This window comes from Streptomyces sp. NPDC005141 (assembly GCF_053599975.1).
In genome coordinates, this window is record NZ_JBSFYW010000001.1 from 229,583 (window position 1) to 253,921 (window position 24,339).

The window sequence follows — 24,339 nt, forward strand, 5'->3', positions numbered from 1 at the left end:
GAGGGAAAATCCGGTGAACGGTCTCAACAAGGGCATCCGCAAGGCCGAGTTGGCAGTGAAGTGGGATCCGAGTCCCGTAGGCGAGCCCGCGACCGACCTCGACATCATCGCGGCGACCTATCTGGCGTCCGCGCCCGAGGGAGACCCGGACTACGTGGTGTATTTCGGCAGCCGCTCGCCGGACGGCACCATCTATCTGAACCGCGACAGCAAGGACGGCAAGGGCTTCGGCTGGGACGAGGTCATGACCCTGGAGCTCGACCGCCTGGACAGCCGCTACGGGCGCGTGGTGGTCGGCGTGCTCATCCAGCAGCGCACCGGGTCGAAGACGTTCGTCGGCGTCCTCAATCCCGGCTTCCGCCTGCGTGAGGGCTACACCGTCCTGACCGAGGGCGACTTCGGCGACGTCCTGGGCGCGACGGCGGCGACCATCGGGGAGTTCGTACGCGACCACTCCGGGGAGTGGACGTTCCATGCCGGCATCCACGGATACGACACGGACCCGGCGACCTTCGCCAGGATCATGGGCAGCCCGCAGGAGGCGTGAAGGGCACTCCCCGGAGCCCATGTCGCGCTCCTCGCGCGACCGCCCTTTCGCAGGGCCCCCGCTGTGACGACCTCCGCGAAACAGGCCCCCCGTAGTACCGCCTTTTCGAAACAGCGCTCTCCCTAGGACCATGAAAAGGCCGAAGGGCGGCACGGCCATCGGCTGTGCCGCCCTTCCCGGCCCCCCGCACACCGGCGGGGCCCGACGGAGCGCGTTCGTTCCCGGCAGGCGCCCGTCTTCGGCCCCGCTTCGTCACGTCCTCCTTCAGCGGCCTCTCAGCCGTTGGTCCAGCCGAGGACCGTCGGCAGCACCGTCTCGGCGACGCGGAGCAGTGCCGTGTCATCGGGCGTCACGTGTCCTGACACCAGATGACGACCTCGAACGAGCCTCCCCCGTCCTTCACGTCCCTGGCGACCAGCAGGCTGCGCGCGATGCCTCCGGGGCCGGCGTGGGCCTTGCCGGAGCCGGAGGTGAGGGCGATGGTCCGGTCCGAGTGGAGGACCGCCGGGTGGCCCAGGATCTCCCTCGGCTCCGCCGACCCGCCCAGCAGATCGGCCGTCCGGGAGACCGGAAGCCGGTCGTGGGAAGCCGAGAGCCTCACGGAGTAGGTCCTCAGCGTGATGTTCGCTTCCGGGGCGGCGGTCTTGCTGCCACCGGCGAGGGATGCCCGGCGCGCCGCACCGCGGCGCGCACGGCTCCCGGCGCCGCTCCGCACGAAGGGCCCGCCTCCCGGTGCGGACGCCTCCGGTCGGCCAACGCCGAGGGCGGTGCGGCCGATGATCGGCCGCACCGCCCTGAACAGCTATTTCACGCCCGGCAGGCGCTCGGTGTCAGCTGCAACCGCTGGTCGAACCGCAACCCTCGCAGATGTAGCAGGAACCGGCCCGCTGCATCTTCGTACCGCAGGAGAAGCACAGCGGGGCGTCGGCCTGGATGCCCAGCTGCATCTCCACCAGCTCGGCGCTGGTGTGGACCTGCTTCGGGGCGGGCTCGGCCGCCACGGCCTCGACCTTGGGAAGGGCGACAGCCTTCAGCTCCTGCGCGCGGGGCGCGGACTGGGCCAGACCCTCGACGTCGACCTCGTCGTCGGCGGGCTCGTAGGAGCCCGTCTCCAGGTGACGCTGGCGCTCCTCGGCGGAGTGGATGCCGAGCGCGGAGCGGGTCTCGAAGGGCAGGAAGTCCAGCGCCAGGCGGCGGAAGATGTAGTCGACGATCGACTGCGCCATCCGCACGTCCGGGTCGTCCGTCATGCCGGCCGGCTCGAAGCGCATGTTGGTGAACTTCGAGACGTACGTCTCCAGGGGAACGCCGTACTGCAGACCGACCGAGACGGCGATCGAGAAGGCGTCCATCATGCCCGCGAGGGTGGAACCCTGCTTCGACATCTTCAGGAAGACCTCGCCGAGACCGTCGTCCGGGTAGGAGTTGGCGGTCATGTAGCCCTCGGCGCCACCCACCGTGAAGGAGGTGGTGATGCCGGGACGGCCCTTGGGGAGGCGCTTGCGGACCGGACGGTACTCGACGACCTTCTCGACCGCGGTACGGATGGCCTCCTCGGCCTTCGCCGTGACCTCGGTCTTCTCCTTCTCCTTGGTCTTCGCGGAGAGGGGCTGGCCGACCTTGCAGTTGTCGCGGTAGATCGCGAGCGCCTTGACGCCCATCTTCCACGCCTCGAAGTAGACCTCTTCGACGTCCTCGACGGTCGCCGTCTCCGGCAGGTTGACCGTCTTGGAGAGCGCGCCGGAGATCCACGGCTGGATCGCGGCCATCATGCGCACGTGGCCCATCGCGGAGATGGAGCGCTCGCCCATGGCGCAGTCGAAGACCTCGTAGTGCTCGTGCTTGAGGCCCGGGGCGTCGACGACATTGCCGTTCTCGGCGATGTGGGCGACGACCGCCTCGATCTGCTCCTCCTGGTAACCCAGGCGGCGCAGGGCCTGCGGCACGGTGCCGTTGACGATCTGCATCGAGCCGCCGCCGACCAGCTTCTTGAACTTGACCAGCGCGAGGTCGGGCTCAAGACCGGTGGTGTCGCAGGACATCGCGAGACCGATGGTGCCGGTCGGGGCGATGACGGACGCCTGCGCGTTGCGGAAGCCGTTCTTCTCGCCGAGGCGGACGACGTCCTGCCAGGCCTCCGTGGCGGCGGCCCAGATGGGAGTGTCCAGGTCGTCCACGCGGACGGCCGTGGTGTTGGCGTCGGCGTGCTGCTTCATGACGCGCTGGTGGGGCTGCGCGTTGCGGGCGTAGCCGTCGTACGGGCCGACGACCGCGGCGAGCTCGGCGGAACGCCTGTACGACGTACTCGTCATCAGGGAGGTGATGGCGCCGGCGAGCGCGCGGCCGCCGTCGGAGTCGTACGCGTGGCCGGTCGCCATCAGCAGGGCGCCGAGGTTGGCGTAGCCGATGCCGAGCTGGCGGAAGGCGCGGGTGTTCTCGCCGATCTTCTCCGTCGGGAAGTCGGCGAAGCAGATCGAGATGTCCATCGCGGTGATGACCAGCTCGACGACCTTGGCGAAGCGCTCGATCTCGAAGGACTGGCGGCCCTTGCCGTCGTCCTTGAGGAACTTCATCAGGTTCAGCGAGGCGAGGTTGCAGGACGTGTTGTCCAGGTGCATGTACTCGCTGCACGGGTTCGAACCGTTGATACGTCCGGACTCCGGGCACGTGTGCCAGCGGTTGATCGTGTCGTCGTACTGGATGCCCGGGTCGGCGCAGGCCCAGGCGGCCTCGGCCATCTTGCGGAAGAGCGACTTGGCGTCGACCTCCTCGATGACCTCGCCGGTCATGCGCGAGGTGAGGCCGAACTTGCCGTCCTCCTCGACCGCCTTCATGAACGTGTCGTTCACGCGGACCGAGTTGTTGGCGTTCTGGTACTGGACGGACGTGATGTCGTCGCCGCCCAGGTCCATGTCGAAGCCCGCGTCACGGAGGGCGCGGATCTTCTCCTCCTCCTTGACCTTGGTCTCGATGAAGTCCTCGATGTCGGGGTGGTCGACGTCGAGGATGACCATCTTGGCCGCGCGGCGGGTGGCGCCGCCCGACTTGATCGTTCCTGCGGAGGCGTCGGCACCGCGCATGAAGGAGACGGGACCCGAGGCGTTGCCGCCCGAGGAGAGGAGCTCCTTGGAGGAGCGGATGCGGGAGAGGTTCAGGCCGGCACCGGAGCCGCCCTTGAAGATCATGCCCTCTTCCTTGTACCAGTCGAGGATCGACTCCATGGAGTCGTCGACGGCCAGGATGAAGCAGGCGGAGACCTGCTGGGGCTGCGGCGTCCCGACGTTGAACCAGACGGGGCTGTTGAAGCTGAAGATCTGGTGCAGGAGGGCGTACGCCAGCTCGTGCTCGAAGATCTCGGCGTCGGCGGGCGAGGCGAAGTACTTGTAGTCCTCACCGGCCTTCCGGTACGTCTTCACGATGCGGTCGATGAGCTGCTTGAGGCTCACTTCGCGCTGCGGGGTGCCGACCGCACCGCGGAAGTACTTGCTGGTGACGATGTTGACCGCGTTCACCGGCCAGAAGCCGGGGAACTCGACGCCACGCTGCTCGAAGTTGACCGAGCCGTCGCGCCAGTTGGTCATGACGACGTCACGGCGCTCCCACTCCACCTCGTCGTACGGGTGCACGCCGGGGGTGGTGTGAATGCGCTCGATGCGCAGTCCCTTGCTGGCCTTGGCTCCGCTCTTTGCGCGGGAACCTCGTGCCGGACCGCTCGCCGTCTCTGTCATGCCGCCTCCCTGTAACAGGCTAAAACGCGCTGAAGTGCCGCGAACTTCCCGTGGCACGGTCTGTGTCTGATGCTGCGTGTGGCGCTGGTACGGCCTTTTCGCAGCAAGTCTGTGGTCGCCGCCCGTGGGCGGGGCCGGACGCCTGGAAGGGTCCGGCCCGCGGTCAGTCGGCGGCGGTGGCGGGCACGGGAACCTCCGCGGTTCCCGCGGGCCCGTGATCGGTCTCCTTGCGCACCACGTCCGGGTCGTCGTCGTCCGCGGCGGGGCGCTGATTCACCTGCCTGAGTTCCGCGATGGCGGCTTCGAAGTCGTCGAGCGAGTCGAAGGCCCGGTACACGGACGCGAACCTCATGTAGGCCACGAGGTCGAGTTCCTGCAAGGGTCCGAGTATGGCCAGCCCCACGTCGTGGGTGGTCAGTTCGGCGCTTCCGGTGGCTCGCACGGCCTCTTCGACCCGCTGGCCGAGCTGGGCGAGCGCGTCCTCGGTGACCGGCCGCCCCTGGCAGGCCTTGCGCACGCCGTTGATGACCTTGATCCGGCTGAAGGGCTCGGTCACACCGGAGCGCTTCACCACCATCAGCGAGCACGTCTCCACGGTCGTGAAACGACGGGAGCAGTCGGGGCACTGGCGGCGCCTGCGGATCGACGTGCCGTCGTCGGTCGTACGACTGTCGACGACGCGGCTGTCGGGGTGCCTGCAGAAGGGGCAGTGCATGGCTCCAACCCTCCTTCACAGCACGACTCAGAGACCTCTCGGGACCTCCCGGGCCCCTCGAAGCAGCCTCAAGCATAGGCGATAGCCGAGGGTCCAAAGACCCGGGGGACCACAACTTCTGGGACGCCGCCGCAATCCAACCACTAGATGTGGGGCTTGACCCGTGAATTCGCCCACGACCCGCGTGTCGTGCACGTAAGGGCACGTGCCGCACAGGCATACCCATCCCGGACACGCGGGGATAGCGTGGGCGACGCACGGAAGGGGGGCGGTTCCCGGCCGGTCGGCCATCGAATGGCAGACTGGACGGCGGCCCAGGTCGGTCGGCACGGCGGCCGCCTCCGGCGGTGAAGGGTACAGCAATGAGCCCTTTTGTCCGCGAGGCGCGTGGCCAGCCATACACCCAGACACATGATCGCGGCAGATAATCCACGTTTTTTCACTCGAACGTGTGTTTGGCGCAACCTTTCGAAAGCAACTACCGTTGTCCAGCAGGGAGACCATCGAGAGGGGCCGACGTGACCACCACCGCAGACAGCGCCACCATCACTGCCCAGGAGCGCTCCCAGGGCCGACTCGAGCCGGTGCATGCGATGAACGAATCCGCGAATCATGAGGGGCCCAAGCGCTCCCTGCCTGGCCGACCTCCAGGCATCCGGGCCGACAGCTCGGGACTCACGGACCGGCAGCGCCGGGTGATCGAGGTGATCCGGGACTCCGTGCAGCGGCGCGGCTACCCGCCGTCGATGCGGGAGATCGGTCAGGCCGTCGGCCTGTCCAGCACCTCCTCGGTCGCGCATCAGCTCATGGCACTGGAGCGCAAGGGGTTCCTGCGCCGAGACCCGCACCGCCCGCGCGCGTACGAGGTGCGGGGCTCCGACCAGTCGTCGGTGCAGCCCACGGACACGGCGGGCAAGCCGGCCGCGTCCTATGTGCCGCTCGTCGGCCGTATCGCCGCCGGTGGCCCGATCCTCGCCGAGGAATCGGTCGAGGACGTTTTCCCTCTCCCCCGCCAGCTGGTCGGCGACGGAGAGCTGTTCGTCCTGAAGGTCGTCGGTGACTCGATGATCGAGGCCGCCATCTGTGACGGGGACTGGGTGACGGTCCGCCGCCAGCCGGTCGCCGAGAACGGCGACATCGTCGCCGCCATGCTCGACGGCGAAGCCACGGTGAAGCGGTTCAAGCGCGAGGACGGGCACGTGTGGCTGCTGCCGCACAACTCCGCGTACCAGCCGATCCCCGGTGACGAGGCAACCATCCTCGGCAAGGTCGTGGCCGTGCTGCGTCGGGTGTGACAACGCGACGGGCGGACCCCCGCCCCCGCCCCTGACCGGGCCCCGGAACCAACTGCGCCGGTTCCGGGGTCCTGTGCTTTTCCCGGCCGGTGGCCCGGCCGGGACACGAACCCCTTGGGCGCGTGGCCCAGCGTTCCCATGGACCTCGCAACGGACCTCATGGACGAAGGACCCAGAGGTCACGTGCACCTCTGAGGCCCTCTCGCCATGCGCCGGCACCCGACCGGGCCCAGGGCGCTACGCGTCCTCCGCCTCGGACGCCGGCTCGTCCGCCTTCGCTGCCGTCTCCTCGATCGTCCTCGCCTTCTCGTCGATCGCGGCGAGGGATCTACGGACCTGATTGCGGTCCGTGGTGTACCAGAAGTCGGGGAGTGAGGCCTTCAGATAGCTGCCGTAGCGAGCCGTGGCCAGACGCTGGTCCAGTACGGCGACCACGCCCCGGTCCCCGGAAGCCCGTACGAGGCGGCCGGCGCCCTGGGCCATGAGGAGCGCGGCGTGGGTGGCGGCGACGGCCATGAAGCCATTGCCCCCGTTTTCCTCGACCGCCTTCTGGCGGGCGCTCATGAGCGGGTCGTCGGGGCGGGGGAAGGGGATCTTGTCCATGACGACCAGCTGACAGCTGGTCCCCGGCACGTCCACGCCCTGCCAGAGCGAGAGCGTGCCGAACAGGCAGGTCTTCGGGTCGGCCGCGAAGTTCTTGATCAGCTCGCCGAGCGTCTCCTCGCCCTGGAGCAGGATCGGGTACTCGGGGAGGCGGGTCCGCAGCTCCTCGGCCGCGAGCTGAGCCGCGCGCATCGAGGAGAACAGACCGAGCGTACGACCGCCGGCGGCCTGGATCAGCTCGGTGAGCTCGTCGAGCATGTCGCCGCGGTCGGCGTCCCGGGCGGGGCGCGAGAGATGCTTGGCGACGTAGAGGATGCCCTGCTTGGGGTAGTCGAAGGGCGAGCCGACGTCGACGCCCTTCCACTGGGGAAGGTCCTCTCCTTCCGTACCCTCCGGGGCGAGCCCCATCGACGCTCCCACGCCGTTGAAGTCGCCGCCGAGCTTGAGGGTCGCGGACGTCAGGACGACGGAGCGGTCGGCGAACAGCTTCTCCCTGAGGAGCCCGGACACGTTCATCGGAGCGACCCGGAGCGAGGCTCCGAAGCGGTCGTGCCGCTCGTACCAGACGACGTCCCATTCGGAGCCGTTGCTGATGCGCTCCGCCACGGCGTGCACGGACTCCACGGAGGCCAGGGCCTGCTTGCGTACCGCGTCCTCGTCCTGGACGGACTTGTCGCGGGTGGAGCCGATGGCCGTGATCACCGTGCGGGCGGCGTCGCGCAGTGCCATCAGGGCGTACCCCAGGTCCTCCGGGATCTCCTCCAGGCGTCCCGGCAGAGCCAGCTCCATCACACGCTCGAAGCCCTCGGCGGCGGTCTGGAGCTGGTCGGCGGCCTTCTCGTTGGCGAGCTTCGCCGCACGGCGCACGGCGCGGTTGACCTGTCCGGGCGTGAGCTCGCCGGTGGCGACGCCGGTGACCCTGGAGACCAGCTCATGGGCCTCGTCGACGATCAGCACCTCGTGCTGCGGGAGGACCGGCGCGCCCTCGATGGCGTCGATCGCGAGCAGCGCGTGATTGGTGACGACGACCTCCGCGAGCTTGGCCCGCTCGCGGGCCATCTCGGCGAAGCACTCGGCTCCATAGGCGCACTTGGTGGCGCCGAGGCACTCCCGGGACGACACCGACACCTGGCCCCAGGCCCGGTCGGAGACACCGGGTGTGAGGTTGTCGCGGTCACCGGTCTCGGTCTCGTCCGACCATTCGCGCAGCCGCAGCAGGTCCTGGCCCAGCTTGCTGGTGGGCGCGGCGGCCTCGAACTGGTCGAAGAGGCCCTCCTCCTCGTCCTGCGGCACGCCCTCGTGCAGGCGGTGCAGGCACAGGTAATTCGACCGGCCCTTCAGCATCGCGAACTCGGGGCGGCGGCGCAGCAAGGGGTGCAGCGCGTCGACGGTGCGCGGCAGGTCCCGCTCCACGAGCTGCCGCTGGAGCGCCAGGGTGGCGGTCGCCACGACCACCCGCTCCCCGTGCGCGAGCGCGGGAACCAGGTAGCCGAGCGACTTTCCGGTACCGGTGCCCGCCTGGACCAACAGGTGGGAACTGTTGTCGATGGCACCGGCGACGGCTTCGGCCATGGTCACCTGGCCAGGGCGCTCCGTACCGCCTACGGCAGTGACGGCAGCATGCAGGAGTTCGGGGAGTGAGGGCTTCGTCATAGCGCTGCCAGCCTACGGGGCGCCACTGACAACCGAGCGATCAAGGCCGGAACCGAAGGCGTGATCAAGCCGGGTGCGGGCCGGGGCGTCACGGCTGGTGAAGGGGGTTCGGGACGGTGCCGTGGACGGCGGCGTGCGGGCGTGCCGGGCGATCGCGGTAACCGTCCAGATGCAGCCGGTTACGGTTCAGGCACAGCCGCTCGATACGCGGGGTGAGCAGATCGAACATCTCGTGACGGTCCTTGAGCTCGGGGAAACGCGTCTGGTGGCGGACGATCTCCGCTCGTACGAGAGACCAGAATTCCTCCTCGGGAACACCCAGTTGCTCCTCGCATAGCGGTGCGAGGTAGCGGAACACTCCTACGAAGAGCGCGGAGTGGATGAACTGGATCAGGAAGGCCGGCGGCTCGGTGAGCAGCACTCGCCGTACCTCGTCCGGCATGGAGGCGTGCTCGGGCAGGGGTTCCGCACTCACGTTGATGTCGTCCACGAAGTCCTTCACCGCGAGCCGCACGGGGACGTCATGGCCGTCGAAGACAACGATCGCGTTCTCGCCATGTGGGCTGAAGACGGTGCCGTACCGGTACAGGAAGTGCAGCAGTGGCGGCAGGAGCACCGCGAAGAGACGGCGCAGCCAGGCCCTCGGGGCGAGTCCGGAGCGGGCCACCAGCTGGGCGGTGAACGAACGGCCCGCCAGGTCGGTGTGCAGCAGGGCTGCCAGGGTGCGGGCGCGTTCGCCGGGTGCCAGGTGGTGGGAGACGGGCTCGCGCCAGATCGCCCCGAGCAGTTCCCTGTACTGATAGGGCACCTCGGGGAGCGCGTCGTACACCGGATGTCCCACGGCCACGGAGGCGACCTCGCCGAGCAGGATCACCCCGCAGGTGTCGCGCAGAAAAGGGTCGGCCTCGCGCAGGGAGTGCATCCAGGTGGTGACGGCGGGCGCGGCGAGCGTTCGCTGGGTCGGAAGGCCGCGCCACACCAGGGTGTTGAGGACGGACAGCGGCAGTTTCACGGTGTGCCGGTCCGGGCGCGACACGTTGACGAACGTACGGACGGACTGCTGGGCCAGTCGCAGATCGCCGTCCGAGTGCAGCGGCACGATCGCGTCCGTGGCGATGTGCGGAGCGAAGAGGGGCAGGACGACGTCGTCCCACTGCCAGGGGTGCACGGGCAGATAGAGGTACGACTCCGGGGCGAGCCCGCGCGCGCGGAGCACCCCGTCGAAGGACTCCCGGGTGGCGGGGGCCAGTTCGCGCGCGTACAGGCGGTCCGCCGTGTCGAGCCCGCCGACACCGCGGTAGGTGGCGAGCCCGGTGTGCACAGCGATCCACGGAAGGGGTGTCGCCCTGCGGGCCTCCGGTGCCCAGTGCCCGGCGTCCCGTGCGGAGAAGCCGAGGCGGCCCTTGTTGAGGACGATCCACGGGTGGCCGGTCTGGTGGCCCTCCAGTTCCGCGTATCCCAGGTCGGCCAGCTCGGCGGCCGTGAGGGCTTCGTGGTCGAGGCGCGCATCCGCGGCGAGCGTCGTACTCAGCTCACGGATGCCGTGCCCGAGCGTCGCCCCGTCGAGCCTCAGCGTGCCGCGGGCGCGCGTGAGGAAGCCGACGGGGTCGCCGAACGGCCGGCGTTCCGCGTCCCCGTCCGTGAGGGTGAGGGTGTCGGGGTCCACCCGCCAGCTGCCGTACGCGGTACGGCGGGCGCGGAAGGACAGACTGCCGCCCGCGTCGAGGCGGAGGGCGTACGGGGCGCTGCGGGTGCGGGTGGGAGCCGCGCGCGGGATGGAGGGCGGGTCGGAGAACGGGGCGGAGGACGGGTGCGGTGGGGCGGCTTGGGGCCCGGTCGAGGACGAGGACGGAGCCGGGGCGGAGATCGGGACCGAGGGCGGGACCGGGACCGAGGACGACGGGGAGGGCTGGTCCGAGGTCGAGGTCGAGGTCGAGGCCGGAATCGAGGCCAGGTCCGGCTCCGGCTCCGGCTCCGGCTCCGGCTCCGGCTCGATGATCCCCTCGTACGCGAACTCGCCGATCATCTTCGCGAGCAGGCGGCGGCCGGCCTGCTCCCAGCGGTCCGCGCGCAGCTCGGGTGGGTCGTAGAGGGCGGGCGTCTCTCCGGCGGCCGGGGTGGCGGATGGATTCGACACGGGAACTCCTCGACAGGGAACCGATCCGGGACGAGCGGTGTACCAAGAGTGACGGCTCTACGACAGATCGCGGAGGGCCCGGTCTCGGATCATGAGGGCTGCGCGCTTGCCGGGCAGGTCGACCTCGGCGGAGAACCGGAAGCCGGCGCTCAGGAACGCGGATACGGAGGGGGTGTTGCGAAGGTCGGGTTCCGCGACAACACGAGCGCACGAAGGGCGCTTGTCCAGTACGTGGTCGGCGACGGCTCTGAGCAGGGTGGAGCCGAGTCCGCGCCCGCGGTTGGCGACACCACCGATGAGGAGGTGGATTCCGGTGTCGTGGGGTCGGGCGGGGTAGTGGCGCGCCAGGGGATCGAGATCCGCGCGGTAGATCTCCCAGTAGCTCATCGGGGTGCCGTCCAGCGTCCCGAGGCACGGAACGCTGCGTCCGTCGCCGTCGAGCTGCCGGCGCAGATGTTCCTCGACGACGGACTCGGATCCCGCCAGTTCCCAGAACGCCGCCACGGCGGGGTCGTTCATCCAGCGGGTGATGAGCGGGAGATCGCGCTCGGTACGCGCGGGGAGGAGATGAAGGACTCCGACGGGTGTCGCGGTCGGCCCCCAGCCGCCGACACGGTCGAGAAGATCGTCCCCGTCCGCCGTCCCGTCACGAGCCTCGGCGTCCGCGGCGTCTCCGGCGAGCAGAGCGATCAGCTCATCGGGGAGGCGCAGGTCGAGCGTGTCCTCGCTGTCCGTGCCGGCGCCGGGGTCCGAACCGGTGCCCGCGCGGGATCCGGGACCGGGGGCGGCTCCGGGGTCGGGTCGGGTGGCGCGGGCGGTGCCGGCGTCGGTGCTCGCGTCGGTGGGAGGCACGACGACGCTCCTCTCAGAAGGCGGGGTGGGTCGTGTTCCTCAGGAATGAAGGGGGTTGGAGATGGTGACGTAGACGGACTGGGTGTCGACGGGACCGACGAGTTCGTCGAGGCCGTGCAGCCGGGTCAGCAGGTTGGCCTTGCAGCGCAGGACGGGTGAGTCGAGCAGGAGGGCGGGCAGCGGCGTCCGCAGCCGGGACGGGCCTGTGACGACGTCGGTGAGGAAGCGCCGGAACGCGGCGAGCAACAGCTTCTCGTCGGCGAGCTGTTGGGAGCCGAACGCGCCGATGAGGCCGAGCACGTTGTTGATGGCGAGGTAGTAGGCGAAGCGTTCGTCGGTGACCTCGTCGGAGACGAAGGTGTCGCTGTGCGCCCCGATGCCGGGCAGCCGGGTATCGAGTTCCGCGCGCCGGGACTCACGGAAGTAGTAGCCCTGGTTGTCCCGGTAGCGGCCGCCCGTCGGCCAGCCTTGCGCGTCCAGCAGGAGCAGGGTGTTCTGCTGGTGCGCCTCCAACGCGATGCCCGCCTCGCTGTCCAGCCAGAGCACGGGGCGTACGACGTGTTCGAGGTAGCGCAGGAACCACTCGGTGGCGACGGCGCCGCGCGGGCGGCCGGTGCGGCCGGCGAGCCCTGCGACGATCTCACTGAGCCGGGACCGCATGAGGGGGCCGCGCTCTGCCGGGTCGAGCGTGCCGGGTCGGGCGTGTGGACGCGGTGAGACCAGTCCCGCGACGCAGCCGACGTCGTCCGACGGGCCGAACGGGTTGTGGCGGATCATCACGTCGAGCCCGGCAAGCGGGTTGCCGTCCGGGCCGTCGACGGCGAGCCAGGCCGGGTCGCGGACGATGTCGAAGCCGGGGTGGACGGCCTGCCACTGCTTGAACAGGCCGCCGCGCAAAAGGCGGTGGACCTCGACGCCCCGGTGGAGTTCCTTGCGGAGGTTCTCACGACGGGAGTTGGTGATGCGCAGGCCCAGCGACAGCTTCAGCATCGCGGGGGCGCCGGTGCGGTAGACGGTACGGACGGAGGAGGTGGGGTGCCAAGCGGTGCCCTGCGGACCGAGGTCCTGGAGCAGCCCCGCGTCCAGCAGGACCGCGGTCTCACGGCGGTGCTGGATCTCGCGCATCTGCCAGGGGTGCAGCGGCAGTGCGGCGGCGTAGCCGTCGGGGAGCGCCAGGTCGGTACCGGCCAGTCGCATCGTGAGCTGCTCCGCCGATACGGGGCGGCCTCGCTCCGTCCACGCCGAGTCGGCCGCGAGCACCGAGGGGGCGACCGCCATCCAGTGCAGGGGGAAGGAGCCGCGCAACTCGGGTGAGTAGAGCCGTCCTTCGGCCTCGGAGAGGCCGTCGCGTCCCTTCGGTGTCGGGTGCAGCGGATGGCCGAGGAGGAGGGCCTGCTCAGCGGCGAGGAACAGGTCGGGTGTGTCGGCGGGGTGTTCCCTGCGGTCCCTGATGAACACGGCGGTGCGGCGGACCGAGTCCGCGACGCGGCCGACGAGGTCGGCGCCTTCACCGGCCGGGTTGTCCGAGTGCCGGGCTTCGCGATGGCTCGGCGCGGCTCCCGCCCGCTCGGCGGTGGGCGCCGGGACGGTCGCGCCCGCGGTCGGTGCTCCGGCGGCCGTCTGCCGTGCGAAGAGTGCCGCGACCGTCACCGCGTCGGCGGCCGGTGCGTCGTCGGGAGCGTCGGCGAGGCGGGGAAGGCCGAAGCGGTGCCAGCCGGAGGCGGACCAGTGCCGGACGGGAACGAGCAGGGCCGCGCCGCTGGCCGGCAGGGCGATGTGAAGGGTGTCGTCGTCGGGGGCGGGGAGATTGTTCTCCCGTACCCAGCAGCGCAGCAGGTTCTCGACCGCCGCGGCCTGCGCCGCCGTCCGGGTGTCGGGGTGATCCAGCAGGTCGAGGCCGGGCTCTCGCCGCCGCTCCGGCGCCTGATCCCCCTCCTTCTGCCGGGGCACCGACTCCGCTCCGGACAGGTGCGGGGTCGATGTGCCGCGGGCCGCTCGCTCGTACGCGGGGGGAGGGCTGTCGGGGGCGGGGGTGGCGTTCACGAGAGTTCCTTGGAGGTCGTTCGGGCTCGTGCGGCGACGAACCTGGGCGGCACTGGGTCGCGTTGGGCTCGTGGCATTCCTGGTCGGTTGCTGTGGGGGCTGGCGGGGTGCCGGTGGGGGGTGGGGCGCCGGTGACGGTCGTTGGCCGGGGTTGTGGTCCGTCGCCGACGAGCGTTCGCCGAGGCCGCGCCCTCTGCCCACGGGGTTCCAGCACGTTCCGCCCGACGTCGTACGGCCGATGCCGTGCCGGTCAGACCGTCACGGCGAACCGCCGGTGGCCCGTGCGCCGTCCCTGCCGAGCCGTCGGTCTCCCTGTGCCACCGCCTTCACCGCGTCCGCGAGCCGGTCGAGCACGGCGGACGTCTGTTCGTCGCTGATCGTCAGAGGAGGAAGGAGACGCACGACGCTGGAACGGCGGCCTCCGAGTTCGACGATGAGTCCTCGGCGCAGGCACTCGCGTTGGACGGCCGCGGCGAGTTCGGGGGCGGCGGGGCGCGGGCCGTCGGGGGTGGGGCTTGGTGGCCCTTCGGGGTCCACGAGTTCGAGACCGATCATGAGGCCGCGGCCGCGTACGTCGCCGATGCAGGAGAACTCTCGTGCGAGGCCCCGGAGTTGGGTCAGCATGCGGGCCCCGACGGTCGCGGCGCGTTCGGCGAGGCCGTTCTCGCGGACGTGGGCGAGGGTCGCCGTGCCGGCGGCCATGGCCAGCTGGTTGCCGCGGAACGTGCCGGCGTGGGCGCCGGGTTGCCAGACGTCGAGGTCGTCGCGGTAGACGACGACGGCCAGCGGCATGCTGCCGCCGATGGCCTTGGACAGGACCATCACGTCCGGGGTGATCCCGCTGTGTTCCATTGCCCAGAAGGTGCCGGTCCGGCCCACTCCCGTCTGGACCTCGTCCACGATCAGCGGGACGGACCGGGCCTCCGTGATCTCGCGCATCCGCCGCATCCAGACGTCCGGTGCGGGAATGACCCCGCCCTCGCCCTGGACGGGTTCGAGGATCATCCCCGCGGGCAGCGCTACGCCCGACTTGGGGTCGTCGAGGAGGGATTCCGTCCAGCTCGCGGCGAGTTCGGCGCCGCGGTCGCCACCGATGCCGAACGGGCAGCGGTAGTCCTGCGGATAGGGCAGGCGCGTGACGCGTACGTCGGTCGCGCCGCCGGAGGCTTCGAGCGCGCCCGCGGTCATCCCGTGGTAGGCGCCGGTGAACGCGAGCATGCCGGTACGGCCGGTGGCCGCTCGCACCAGTTTGAACGCGGCCTCCACTGCGTCCGTCCCGGCCGGTCCGCAGAACTGGACCCGGGCGCGCTCGGCGAATCGCGGGGGAAGCGTCCGGAAGAGCTCGGTGGTGAAGGCGTCCTTGACCGGTGTCGCGAGGTCCAGGACCTGCAGAGGTGCCCCCGAGTCGAGGACCTTTCTGATCGCCTCCAGGACGACCGGATGGTTGTGTCCGAGGGCCAGGGTCCCCGCGCCGGAGAGGCAGTCGAGGTAGCGGCGTCCGTCGGCGCCCTCGATCGTCAGCCCGCGTGCCCGCACGGGAACGATCGGCAGGGCACGCGCGTAGGTCCGTGCCGCCGATTCGCGCGCCGACTGGCGCCGCAGGATCCCCTCGTGTGCCGCGCGCGCCCCCTCGGCCGCCGCTGCACCATCACCCCGCGCCCCCCGGGATTCCCCGGGCGCCCCCACCGGCACCACCACTGAATCGGTCACGGCCACGACTTCAGGTCCTCCCGCTGTCCAGAGGCGAGTTGGCAGGGGGTTCGGAACGCAGGCGTCAGACCCCCCGTACGTACCAACGACGCTGCTCGCGTTGGGAAGCGGGTGAATTCGAAGTTCCTTGCCGTGCCGAAACCGCTGCCGTACCAGCCCGACCCCCGGGACCGGCGGTCCGTCTCCGGTCCGCCCGACGCCATCGGGCGTTGTATGCACCTGCGGGGGCGGGAAGTTCAGGACGAGGGGCGGGAGGTTCAGGACGCCGGGTCACCGAGCCGATTCACGGCTGTTCGAACCGTTCACACCGTGAACTTGACGGCCTCGAGCCAGCGGGCGTTCTCCAGGGCGCCGCCGAAGACGTAGTCGGGGCGCGCGTCGGCGCAGTCCTGCCCTCCCCAGTCGGATCCGTGCACCTTGGTGGTCTGGCACACCTGGCCGCTGCCGATGTTGATGGCGAAGCCCGACATGTTCGGGGCGCCCTTCTTCGTACTGCCGACGTAGTTGTTCCTGCCGTCGCCGATGACGGCCGTCCACCGCGGCTTCCACCTGCCCCGGCCGTCGGCCGACCCGGGGTCTTCGACAAAGGCGTTGGCGGCCGAGCCGCCAGTGCCGGACACCGCGATGTTGAGGGCCTTGATCGGCCGGTTCCGGCCCGACGTCCCGGCCATCGTGCCGTCGCACACGGGCTTCTGCCAGCCCTGTCCGGAGACGTACGCGCGGTAGCAGACGTGCCGCCCGGACGGGTCGTTCCCGGCCAGACGGTTCACAGCGGTGGCGGCGGTGTCCTGCGGTGGCTTCCTGGTCACGGTGGCCTGCGGCGGCCTCGCGGTCACCGTGACGCTGACCCCTCCACCGTGCTCGGCACCCTCCGAACTCTGCGAACCCTTGCGATTCTTCGCCCCCTTGGTGTCCTTCGGCCTGGCCGACGATCCTGTGGCGGTCGCGCCGGGCGTCGGCGACAGCGTGCCCGCGGGGGAGGAGGCGGTCGGTACCGGTTCCTGGGCCTGCGGCGCCCTGCTCGTCCCGCTGCTCGCACGGGCGGCCTGCTGCCGGCGCCCGCCGTCGTCCGATCCGCCGCTGCCCATGGCCACCAGCGGGACGACGACGAGGGCGGCCACACCGAGAGCCACCGACCCGACGACCAAGGGCCTGTTGAGCAGTCCCGGGGATTCGTACTCCTCGTCCGACTGGCGCGAGCCGCGCCTGCGGACGATCTCCGGGCTCGGGCGGACGACGGCGGACAGCGGCGGTGGCCCTGCGGACCGCGGGTGCCCCTGGTCGTGGTGCCGACGCGGGCCCTCGGGCGTGTGCGCCTCGCCGTCGGGTCCTTCACCGTCGGAGCCCGCGCCCTCGGGTCCCTCGTCGTCGCGGTCGGTGTCGCGACTGAGGACGTCGCCACGGATGAGGACGTCGTCACGGCTGAGGTCGCCGTCGTGACGGAGGTGGCCGTCGCGGGCTTCGGCACCGCGGTCCATGTCGGAGCCGCCGTATGGGGCACCGTCTTCGCCGAAGGCGCCGGCACCGTCGTCGGAACCGAGATCCCCGTCGAGGCCCTCATCAGGGTCCTCCCCGGAGTGGGCGTCCTGATCCGTGGGCGCGACTTCCGGTGCGGGTCCGTCAACCGGTCTCGCCTGTGCGGACCGACCGATCGCGTCCTCGGCCCGCGTCGGCTGCCGCTCGGCCGGTCCCGGTCCCGGTCCCGGTGACGTCGGCTCGGCGGGCTCGGGCGACTGCTCCCGCTCCTGCTCCCGCTGCTCCAGAAGGCTGCTCGAACCATCGGGGGCGACCTCGACGAACGCCACATATCCCGCGAAGGGATCGGAGATGGCCGCCGTCACGGTGGCGCTCCGGTCGCGGGCGTATCCGTGCAGCGCGTCCAGGATCGCCGCGTCGACCGTCATGCCTTCCGGCGTCGGCACGGGGACGCCGTCGATGGCGGCCGAGCCGTCGCCGGAAATGACCACCGTGAAGCGCGAGGCCGACGCGGATGGCTCGGACGACGCGGACGGCTCGGACGGCCGCCCGGCGTGGTCCGGCTCGCTGATGTCCGGCGATTCACCGGACACGACGTCCTCTCCCCCTGTGTTCGGCTCGTCCGCCTCTTCGCCCCGGCTCATGACGCTTCCTTCCTGACGTTCCCGGCCCTGAGTCCCTGAGGCCCTGGCCCTGAGGTCCTGACCCGGACGTTCCCGGCCATCCGGCTTCGGGTCGGGTCCGTCGCGACGGTTCCCGCGTAGCGCAACGGGCGCCGCCCGGGAACGGTTCAATGCCTCGGCCCGCGCACCAGGACCGCCGTGGGGGCAGCACGGCCCTCCGGCGGTATCGCGCCACCAAGTCGGCTGTCGAGAAGGGGCGTTGAGTACAGTCCGAGGGTGAATGACTACGAAGAGTCCCTGCGGTTCGTCGTGCTGGGGCCGGTCCGCGCGTGGCGTGGCGCACAGGAACTGGACCTCGGTTCGCCGCAGCAGCGCGCGGTGCTGGCGGCGCTGCTGTTACGGCGGGGGCGCCCGGTCACGCTCGACGAACTCCTCGACGCGGTCTGGGGAGACGAGACGCCGGCGGCCGCCGTGTCCGTCCTGCGGACCTATGTGTCGCGCCTGCGCAAGGTTCTCGAGCCCGAGCGGGACACGGCCGACGCCCCGCGGGTCGTCGTGTCGGTCGGGGACGGATATCTGGTCCGCTTCCGGGAGGACGCCCTGGATCTCGCCGTATTCGAGCAGCGTGTCACCAAGGCGAAGAGGCTGCGGGGTGCCGGGGACCCGGCCGCCGCCTCGGAGTCGCTGCACACCGCGCTCGGCGGGTGGCAGGGATCGGCGCTGGCCGGACTGCCCGGCCCCTTGGCCGAGTCCGAGGGTTCCCGGCTGAACGAGGAGCGGCTGGCCGCGCTGGAGCTCCGGCTGGACCTCGACGTCGAGCTCGGACGCCACGGCGAAGTGATCGCCGAACTGATCTCGCTGACCGGCACCCACCCGCTGCGGGAGCAGCTGAGCCGCCTGCTCATGCTGGCCCTGTACCGGTCCGGGCGGCAGGCCGAGGCGCTGGCCGCCTACCGCGGAACGCGGAGCACCCTGGTGGCCGAGTTGGGCATCGAACCCGCCGCGCCGCTCCAGGACCTGCACGACCGCATCCTGGCGGCCGACGAGTCCCTGGATCTGGGCCCGCCCCGGCGGTCCGACCCGCCCGCGGACCCGCCACCGGAGTCGGCCTTCCCGACCGGCACGCATGCGACCCGTCCGGCCCAACTGCCCGCCGACTTGCCCACCTTCGCTGGCCGGCGCAGCGAACTCGACCGGGCCCGGGCCCTGTTGCCCGAGGACGGGAGCCCCCCGTCCACCGTGGTGATCAGCGCGATCGGCGGCATGGCCGGTACCGGCAAGACCACCCTGGCCGTGCACTGGGCCCACGAGATCGCCGGCCGATTCCCCGACGGACAGCTCGCCATCAATCTGCGCGGTTTCGATCCGACAGGGTCGGTCGTCACGCCGGACGAGGCCATCCGTACGTTTCTGGACGCGCTCGGCGTCCCTCCGATGCGGATACCCGCCGGCCTGGACGCCCAGGCGGCGCTGTACCGCAGCATGCTGGCCCAGCGGCGGGTGCTGGTCCTCCTCGACAACGCCCGCGACACCGAGCAGGTCCGCCCGCTGCTGCCGGGTTCCCCCGGCTGCGTGGTCATCGTCACGAGCCGCAATCAGCTCACCGGCCTGGTCGCCGGTGAGGGCGCCCATCCGCTGACGCTGGACCAGCTGACGCCCGCCGAGGCGCACGACCTCCTGGCGCGCCGCCTCGGCATCGGCCGACTGGTGGCGGAACCGCTCGCGGCCGACGAGATCATCACGCGGTGCGCGCGGCTGCCGCTGGCACTGGCCATCGTCGCCGCCCATGCCGCCGCTCACCCCGGTTTCCCGCTCAGCGCCATCGCCGAGGAGCTGCGCGACAGTCACGGCAGCCTCGACGCCTTCGCCGGGGGCGACGACATCACCGTCGACGTACGGGCCGTCTTCTCCTGGTCGTACAAGGCGCTGTCCGCCCCGGCCGCACGGCTGTTCCGCCTGCTGGGTCTGCACTCGGGGCCCGACATCTCCGCGCCCGCCGCGGCCGGCCTCGCCGGACTCCTCCCGCGTGAGACCCGCGGCCTGCTCGTCGAGCTCACCGCCGCCCGTCTGCTCACCGAGCACTTCCCGGGCCGCTACACCCTGCACGACCTGCTGCGTGTCTACGCCGCGGAACGCGTCCGGGCCGAGGAGACACGGCAGGAGCGGGAGCGGGCCGTCGAGCGGCTGCTCGCCTGGTATCTGCACACCGCCGACGCCGCCTATCCGCACATCACGCCGCAGCGCCGCCGGATCCCTCTCGAACCGCCACCCGCCTCGTGCCGGCCGCTGGAGTTCACCACGCACGACCAGGCCCTGGACTGGTGCGAGACCGAGCGAGCCAACCTGGTCACCGCGGTGCACCAGGCCGCACGGTCCGGGCAGCCCGTCATCGCCTGGCGACTGCCCGCCGTCCTGTGGGGGTTCTTCTATCTCCGGAGCCATACGCACGACTGGCTCGACACCGCCCGAACCGGCCTGGCCGCCGCCCGCGCCGCCGACGACTTCTGGGGCGAGGCCCAGGCACTCGCGGACACCGCCGCCGCGCTGCGCGGTGCGGGCAGGCTCGACGAGACCATCGACCACCTGCACCGGTCGATGGTCGCCTACCGGGAGCTCGGGGACACCGACGGCAGGGTGTCGGCCGTGGCCAACCTGGGCGACGCCTACCTGCAGACCGGTCGGCTCGGCAAGGCCGTCGAGTACAGCCGCCGGACGCTGGCCGTCGAACGGGCCGTCGGCGGAGCCTGGGGCGAGGGAATCGCGCTGAGCAACCTGGGCGACGCCTACCAGCGGCTCGGCCGGTTCGACGAGGCGGTCGACTGCCTGGATCAGGCGCTGACCGTCCTGCGGGCAGGCGGCAACCGCTGGGTCGAAGGCGTCACCCTCGACATCCTCGGCACGGTCCACCGCCGACTCCACCATTACGCGGACGCGGTCGAGTACTACCACCAGGCGCTGAAGACGCACCAGGACATCGGCAACCGCTGGGGAGAGGGCCACACCCTGGGCAACCTCGGCGACGTCCATCTGGACGCCGACGAACCTGAGGCCGCTCGCTTCAGCTGGCAGCAAGCACTGGCCATCTTCGCGGAGTTCGACCACCCGGACGCCGAGAAGGTCCGCGAGAGGCTCGGCCGTCTGGAGGAGGACACGCCCTAGGCGCGGGCCCAGGGAATTCCGGCCCGGCGAAGCCGGGGTGCCATGCGCCACGGTGCCCCTCTTTCATGGCGGAGGTGTCAGCACGAGCGACAACGGACCTCCGGGGGTGCGCGGTTCAACCCGCGGCGCGCACGGGACCGTACGGGGGCTCCGAGCTGGGTTCCGCGCCGTGCAACGCGAACCCGGCCGGCAGCGGGAGGAGGCCCGCGGGCAGCGGGGACTCGGGAAGCCGCGGGACGTCGCCGACGGGCCGCGGCGGGACCTGGCGCGGATACCAGCCGTCCCCCGCGGCACGGATCCGCGCCGTTCCAGCAGGCCCTGCGACGCGAGCCGCCACACATGGCTGACGGACATGTCCGTACCTCTCCGATCTGTCGGCGGGGATCCGCCGGCCGTCGGCCGGCGCCGGTTCGTGAAGCACAACGGACCGCGTACGCCCCCGGGTTCGGCACAACGGCCGCGCCCCGAGGGCGCGGCCGTGTGAGTCGGACCGGCGGATGTGGTCAACTACCGCCGCGGACGACGGGCTTCTTGCCCTGCTTCCGCTTCGACACGCCGCCCGTGGGCGGTTCGGTCGAGGTCGTCGGCATGGAACCCGTGCTGTTCCTCGGCGGGTTGAAGGACCCGGCCGGCACGATGACGGGCGACCGCGCCGAATACGACGACGAGTTCGAGGACTCGGGCTGTGTGGGCGGAACGAACCCGGGCGGGTACTGACCGGGCTGCATTCCGAGCTGCGGATTGGTGTGCAGCGCGTACATCTGGTTCTCGGCGTCCTGATGCGGCTGGCGGCCCGGATCCGTGTGGGCGTGGTGCACCACGTCGGTCATGGTCGCTCCTCCGGCCACCCAGTTCCCCGCTCCACCGACCATCTTGGTGGACGTGGCCTCCGGGTCCGAGGCGGCGGCGTACGTGTTCATCGCCGCGGACCCTATTCGGGCGGCGCTCGTGGCCAGTTGGACCCCGTCGAGTCGGCCACCCTCGCGCCACTGGTTGAACTGGCCCCGAAGCTCGTTGAGACCCACGCCGGCCTGAGCGGCGACTCCGGTCGCGTTCACGATCGTGCCGGCCTTGCCGGGCACGAAGGCCGAGGCACCTTGAATGAGGGTGGGAGCGACATCGAGCAGGGCCTTGCCGATACGCCCCCGGTTCTCCGAGAGCCACGCCCACGTCTGCTTGGCCTTGTCCCAATGGGCGACCCGTGAGTTGTCGGAGTTGACCGCGTAGAAGTCTCCGGAGTTCTGGTCATACACGCCCGCTCCGGCTCCCTCGAGGAGCTGAGGCGCGTCGTCCGGGACCGGCTGACTCGAGCCGCGTACGCTCAGCCCGCCGTTGCCGTCGTCGTTGACCCGGACGGCCGAATAGGAGCTGGAATTGGAGTTGCCGCTGTCGTCTGAATGCGTTGATTTCGGCATTTCACCCTTCCTTCTGGGGTGGAGGATCGCTCCGTGCGGAGCCTGCGGCGGCGGATCTGGCCCCGCCGACCGGATACGTGCTCCGCTCGGCAAGCACAACGCGCCCGCCGGGAGGGCGGTTCACCGTCTTCCGCCCCGGCGCCGGTCCCGGCGCGTGGCCGATGCGGCGTCAGGCGGGCGGGGGCGCGAACGGGTCGACGGCGTCGATGGTGGGCGTCTCCTTCGGGCGGTGGATGCCGGGCTTGCATCCGGCGAAGGGGCCCTGGGGGTCCCGCAGGGTCTCCATGACCGATGACAGGTGGTCGCGGTGCCAACTGGCGGGTCCGGTCATTCCGGAGCCGGGGCCGGTCAGTTCGCCCCAGGCGAGCCACAGGCCGTGGAGCTGGGCCACCGCTTCGGGGTGCTCCCACCAGCGGGGGCACCAAGGGGCCGCTGACGTGACCTCCCTGCCGTAGACCGGCAGCAGCACATGGTGGGTCCACAAGGTCAGTTGACGCAGCGTGTGCGCGTAGGCGGACCCTTGCAGGTAGAGGATGAACAGCGGTGGTGAGGGCTGCTTCTCCTCTGTGGCCGTGTCCTTCGTCCCGGTGCCGGTCTTCTCCACCGGAGCGGTGACCCGCTCGGCTTCGGAGACCTCGGGCTTCTCCGTCGGCATGGCTGTCATGGCCCTCCTGATGTCCTGGGCGGTTCGGTATGTCCTGGGCGGTTCGGTCGGTGCTCCGTGTCGCTCGGTCATGGAGCACGACGGGTGCTGTGCGGAGCACAACGGGTTTTGTACGAAGAGGGGTTCAGGCGTCCGGCCGGACCACCCCGAGGATCTCCATCGACGCGGCCGGCGACACGTACACCCATCGCCCGGGGCGGGGAGCCTGGATGATCTCGCCGTCGCCGATGTAGAGCCCGACATGGCTGGCGTCGGCGAAGTAGATGATGAGGTCGCCGGGCCGCATCTCCTCGATCGGGACGTGCTTCAGCCGCCGCCACTGTTCCTCCGAGGTACGGGGGACGGAGTGGCCCGCCGCCAGCCAGGCCTGGGAGGTGAGCCCGGAGCAGTCGAAGGAGTCGGGGCCCTCGGCACCCCACACGTACGGCTTGCCGAGTTGCCGGGTGGCGAAGGCGATGGCCTTCCTGCCCGCGGCGGTCGCGTCGGTGCCGACCCTCTTGAGGATGCCCGTGTCCACCCACTTCGCCTGGGCGTCGTCGGCCTCCTGCTTCTCGAGTGCGGCGATCCGCTCGATCTCCTCCTTCGCGAGCCGCCGCTCCAGCTTCCTCGCCGTGGCGATGTGCTTCTCGATCGTGTGGCGCTCGGTGTTCCTGTCGCGGCGGCTCGACCGAAGACGCTTCAGTTCGCCGGAGGCGTCGTCGGTGCGGGCCCGCAGGGTCTTGCGGGTCGCTGCCAGGGCCGTCAGCACACCTTGTGTGGCCCGCTGCGCCTGGCGTGCCGACGAGGCGTTGTCCAGGGCGTGTTCGGGGTTGTCGGCGAGCGCGAACTGCATCTCGGCGGGGAGCCCCTCGCCCCGGTACTGGGCGCGGGCCGCCGCCCCGGCCAGGGCGGTGAGGCGGCCGAGCTTCGCCTCGGCCACGTCGGCCCGGGCGGTGAGGGCGCGGAGGCGCTTCTCCTGTCCGGTCACCTTTTCGTCGGCGGCGTTGTACTTGCCGGTGGCGACCTCTGCGTCGTGGTACAGGCGCTCGAGTTCGGCGCGCACCTCGGTGAGCGTGGTGGGCTCGGCCCGGGCCGGCTGCTGGGCCGACGCCGTCAGAACGAGGGCCAGGCCGACAGCCGCTGCCGCCGTGCGCCGGCGGGGTGTGTGCGCAATCCGTCTCATCTGGACCGAAGTTCCCTTCATGGGCGCCGTGTCGGGATGGAATACGGGGGTCGTCCGCACAACGGGGCTGCGGTGTCCGGTGGTTCAAGGAGGGTGTGAACCGGCGTGGGCCTCGGACCGTTGTGCGTGCCAAGGGCGTAGGGCCGGTGAAGGGGTTCGCATGGACGCGGAGTTGATGTTGCTGGCGCTGTGCACGGGGTTCGGCCTCGGCTTTCTGCTGCTCGCCGCACGGTCGACGACGGCCGCCGTCCGGCTGTGGGTGCGTGGACTGCGCGTGGTGGGGGTCGTGACGGCCCGTGCGGCGGCCGACCGGCGCGGCGGCGGGCTCGTGCTGTTCTCCGACCACCTCGGGCGCAGACTCGTCCTCGATCCGGGGAGGTGCGGGCGGCTGTACGGGCTGCCGCCGGTCGGCGGGAGCGTGCCGGTGGTGTTCGTGCGCGACCGGCCCGCCGCGGCCCGGGTATGGACGGTGCGGCATCTGCTCGCGCCGGCGTTCGGGTGGTTCCTGTCGTCGACCCTGGCCTTCGGCACCGGGGTCGTGATCACCTCGTGAGGCC

At 71.0% G+C, this 24,339-nt stretch carries 16 protein-coding genes and 1 pseudogene; 4 read left to right on the forward strand and 13 right to left on the reverse strand.

The window, feature by feature from the left end:
* The first annotated feature begins 13 nt into the window (after positions 1 to 13).
* A complete protein-coding gene (locus ACWD68_RS00950) occupies positions 14 to 547 on the forward strand; it encodes a TerD family protein (protein ID WP_451804264.1) in 534 nt (177 codons plus the stop codon).
* 349 nt (positions 548 to 896) lie between these two features.
* Here the strand turns inward: ACWD68_RS00950 and ACWD68_RS00955 are convergent, their stop codons facing one another.
* The 4 genes and pseudogenes from ACWD68_RS00955 to nrdR all read right to left on the reverse strand — a co-directional run bounded on the left by ACWD68_RS00955 (position 897) and on the right by nrdR (position 4,990).
* A complete protein-coding gene (locus ACWD68_RS00955; RefSeq protein WP_451804412.1) occupies positions 897 to 1,148 on the reverse strand; it encodes a hypothetical protein in 252 nt (83 codons plus the stop codon).
* Positions 1,149 to 1,337: pseudogene (locus tag ACWD68_RS00960) on the reverse strand (hypothetical protein); the annotation flags it as partial. It abuts the gene before it with no gap.
* 40 nt (positions 1,338 to 1,377) lie between these two features.
* Positions 1,378 to 4,275 (reverse strand): vitamin B12-dependent ribonucleotide reductase, encoded by a 2,898-nt coding sequence (locus ACWD68_RS00965; protein WP_451804266.1) that lies wholly within the window; start codon positions 4,273 to 4,275, stop codon positions 1,378 to 1,380.
* 163 nt (positions 4,276 to 4,438) lie between these two features.
* A complete protein-coding gene (nrdR, locus tag ACWD68_RS00970) occupies positions 4,439 to 4,990 on the reverse strand; it encodes a transcriptional regulator NrdR (RefSeq protein WP_451804268.1) in 552 nt (183 codons plus the stop codon).
* A 518-nt stretch (positions 4,991 to 5,508) separates the two neighbouring features.
* Here nrdR and lexA point away from each other — a divergent pair.
* Positions 5,509 to 6,285: a transcriptional repressor LexA gene (gene lexA / locus ACWD68_RS00975; protein ID WP_366696481.1), complete on the forward strand. Its 777-nt coding sequence runs from the start codon at positions 5,509 to 5,511 to the stop codon at positions 6,283 to 6,285.
* 237 nt (positions 6,286 to 6,522) lie between these two features.
* On the opposite strand, the gene ACWD68_RS00980 is transcribed toward lexA, so the two are convergent.
* The 6 genes from ACWD68_RS00980 to ACWD68_RS01005 all read right to left on the reverse strand — a co-directional run bounded on the left by ACWD68_RS00980 (position 6,523) and on the right by ACWD68_RS01005 (position 17,403).
* Positions 6,523 to 8,541, reverse strand: a complete 2,019-nt coding sequence (locus tag ACWD68_RS00980) for an ATP-dependent DNA helicase (RefSeq protein WP_451804270.1) — start codon at positions 8,539 to 8,541, stop codon at positions 6,523 to 6,525.
* Between the two features lie 88 nt (positions 8,542 to 8,629).
* The gene (locus ACWD68_RS00985; protein ID WP_451804272.1) at positions 8,630 to 10,678 is read right to left on the reverse strand and encodes an IucA/IucC family protein; all 2,049 of its coding nucleotides are present in this window, start codon (positions 10,676 to 10,678) and stop codon (positions 8,630 to 8,632) included.
* 57 nt (positions 10,679 to 10,735) lie between these two features.
* On the reverse strand, positions 10,736 to 11,530 hold the full coding sequence (locus ACWD68_RS00990) for a GNAT family N-acetyltransferase (RefSeq protein WP_451804274.1): 795 nt from the start codon (positions 11,528 to 11,530) through the stop codon (positions 10,736 to 10,738).
* A 39-nt stretch (positions 11,531 to 11,569) separates the two neighbouring features.
* Positions 11,570 to 13,573, reverse strand: coding sequence for an IucA/IucC family protein (locus tag ACWD68_RS00995; protein ID WP_451804275.1), 2,004 nt, complete (start codon positions 13,571 to 13,573; stop codon positions 11,570 to 11,572).
* A 258-nt stretch (positions 13,574 to 13,831) separates the two neighbouring features.
* Positions 13,832 to 15,259, reverse strand: coding sequence for a diaminobutyrate--2-oxoglutarate transaminase family protein (locus ACWD68_RS01000; RefSeq protein WP_451804406.1), 1,428 nt, complete (start codon positions 15,257 to 15,259; stop codon positions 13,832 to 13,834).
* 326 nt (positions 15,260 to 15,585) lie between these two features.
* Positions 15,586 to 17,403, reverse strand: coding sequence for a hypothetical protein (locus ACWD68_RS01005; RefSeq protein ID WP_451804277.1), 1,818 nt, complete (start codon positions 17,401 to 17,403; stop codon positions 15,586 to 15,588).
* A 255-nt stretch (positions 17,404 to 17,658) separates the two neighbouring features.
* Between ACWD68_RS01005 and ACWD68_RS01010 the strand changes: the two genes are divergently transcribed.
* Positions 17,659 to 20,541: an AfsR/SARP family transcriptional regulator gene (locus tag ACWD68_RS01010; protein ID WP_451804279.1), complete on the forward strand. Its 2,883-nt coding sequence runs from the start codon at positions 17,659 to 17,661 to the stop codon at positions 20,539 to 20,541.
* A gap of 503 nt (positions 20,542 to 21,044) precedes the next feature.
* On the opposite strand, the gene ACWD68_RS01015 is transcribed toward ACWD68_RS01010, so the two are convergent.
* From ACWD68_RS01015 to ACWD68_RS01025, 3 genes are all read right to left on the reverse strand, one after another.
* Entirely contained in the window at positions 21,045 to 21,956 is a 912-nt protein-coding gene (locus ACWD68_RS01015; RefSeq protein WP_451804281.1) for a hypothetical protein, read from the reverse strand.
* A 169-nt stretch (positions 21,957 to 22,125) separates the two neighbouring features.
* Complete coding sequence (locus tag ACWD68_RS01020; protein ID WP_451804283.1) at positions 22,126 to 22,620, reverse strand: DUF4913 domain-containing protein; 495 nt, start codon at positions 22,618 to 22,620, stop codon at positions 22,126 to 22,128.
* A 124-nt stretch (positions 22,621 to 22,744) separates the two neighbouring features.
* The gene (locus tag ACWD68_RS01025) at positions 22,745 to 23,782 is read right to left on the reverse strand and encodes an NlpC/P60 family protein (RefSeq protein ID WP_451804285.1); all 1,038 of its coding nucleotides are present in this window, start codon (positions 23,780 to 23,782) and stop codon (positions 22,745 to 22,747) included.
* 160 nt (positions 23,783 to 23,942) lie between these two features.
* Between ACWD68_RS01025 and ACWD68_RS01030 the strand changes: the two genes are divergently transcribed.
* The gene (locus ACWD68_RS01030; RefSeq protein ID WP_451804287.1) at positions 23,943 to 24,335 is read left to right on the forward strand and encodes a hypothetical protein; all 393 of its coding nucleotides are present in this window, start codon (positions 23,943 to 23,945) and stop codon (positions 24,333 to 24,335) included.
* Positions 24,336 to 24,339: the final 4 nt, after the last annotated feature.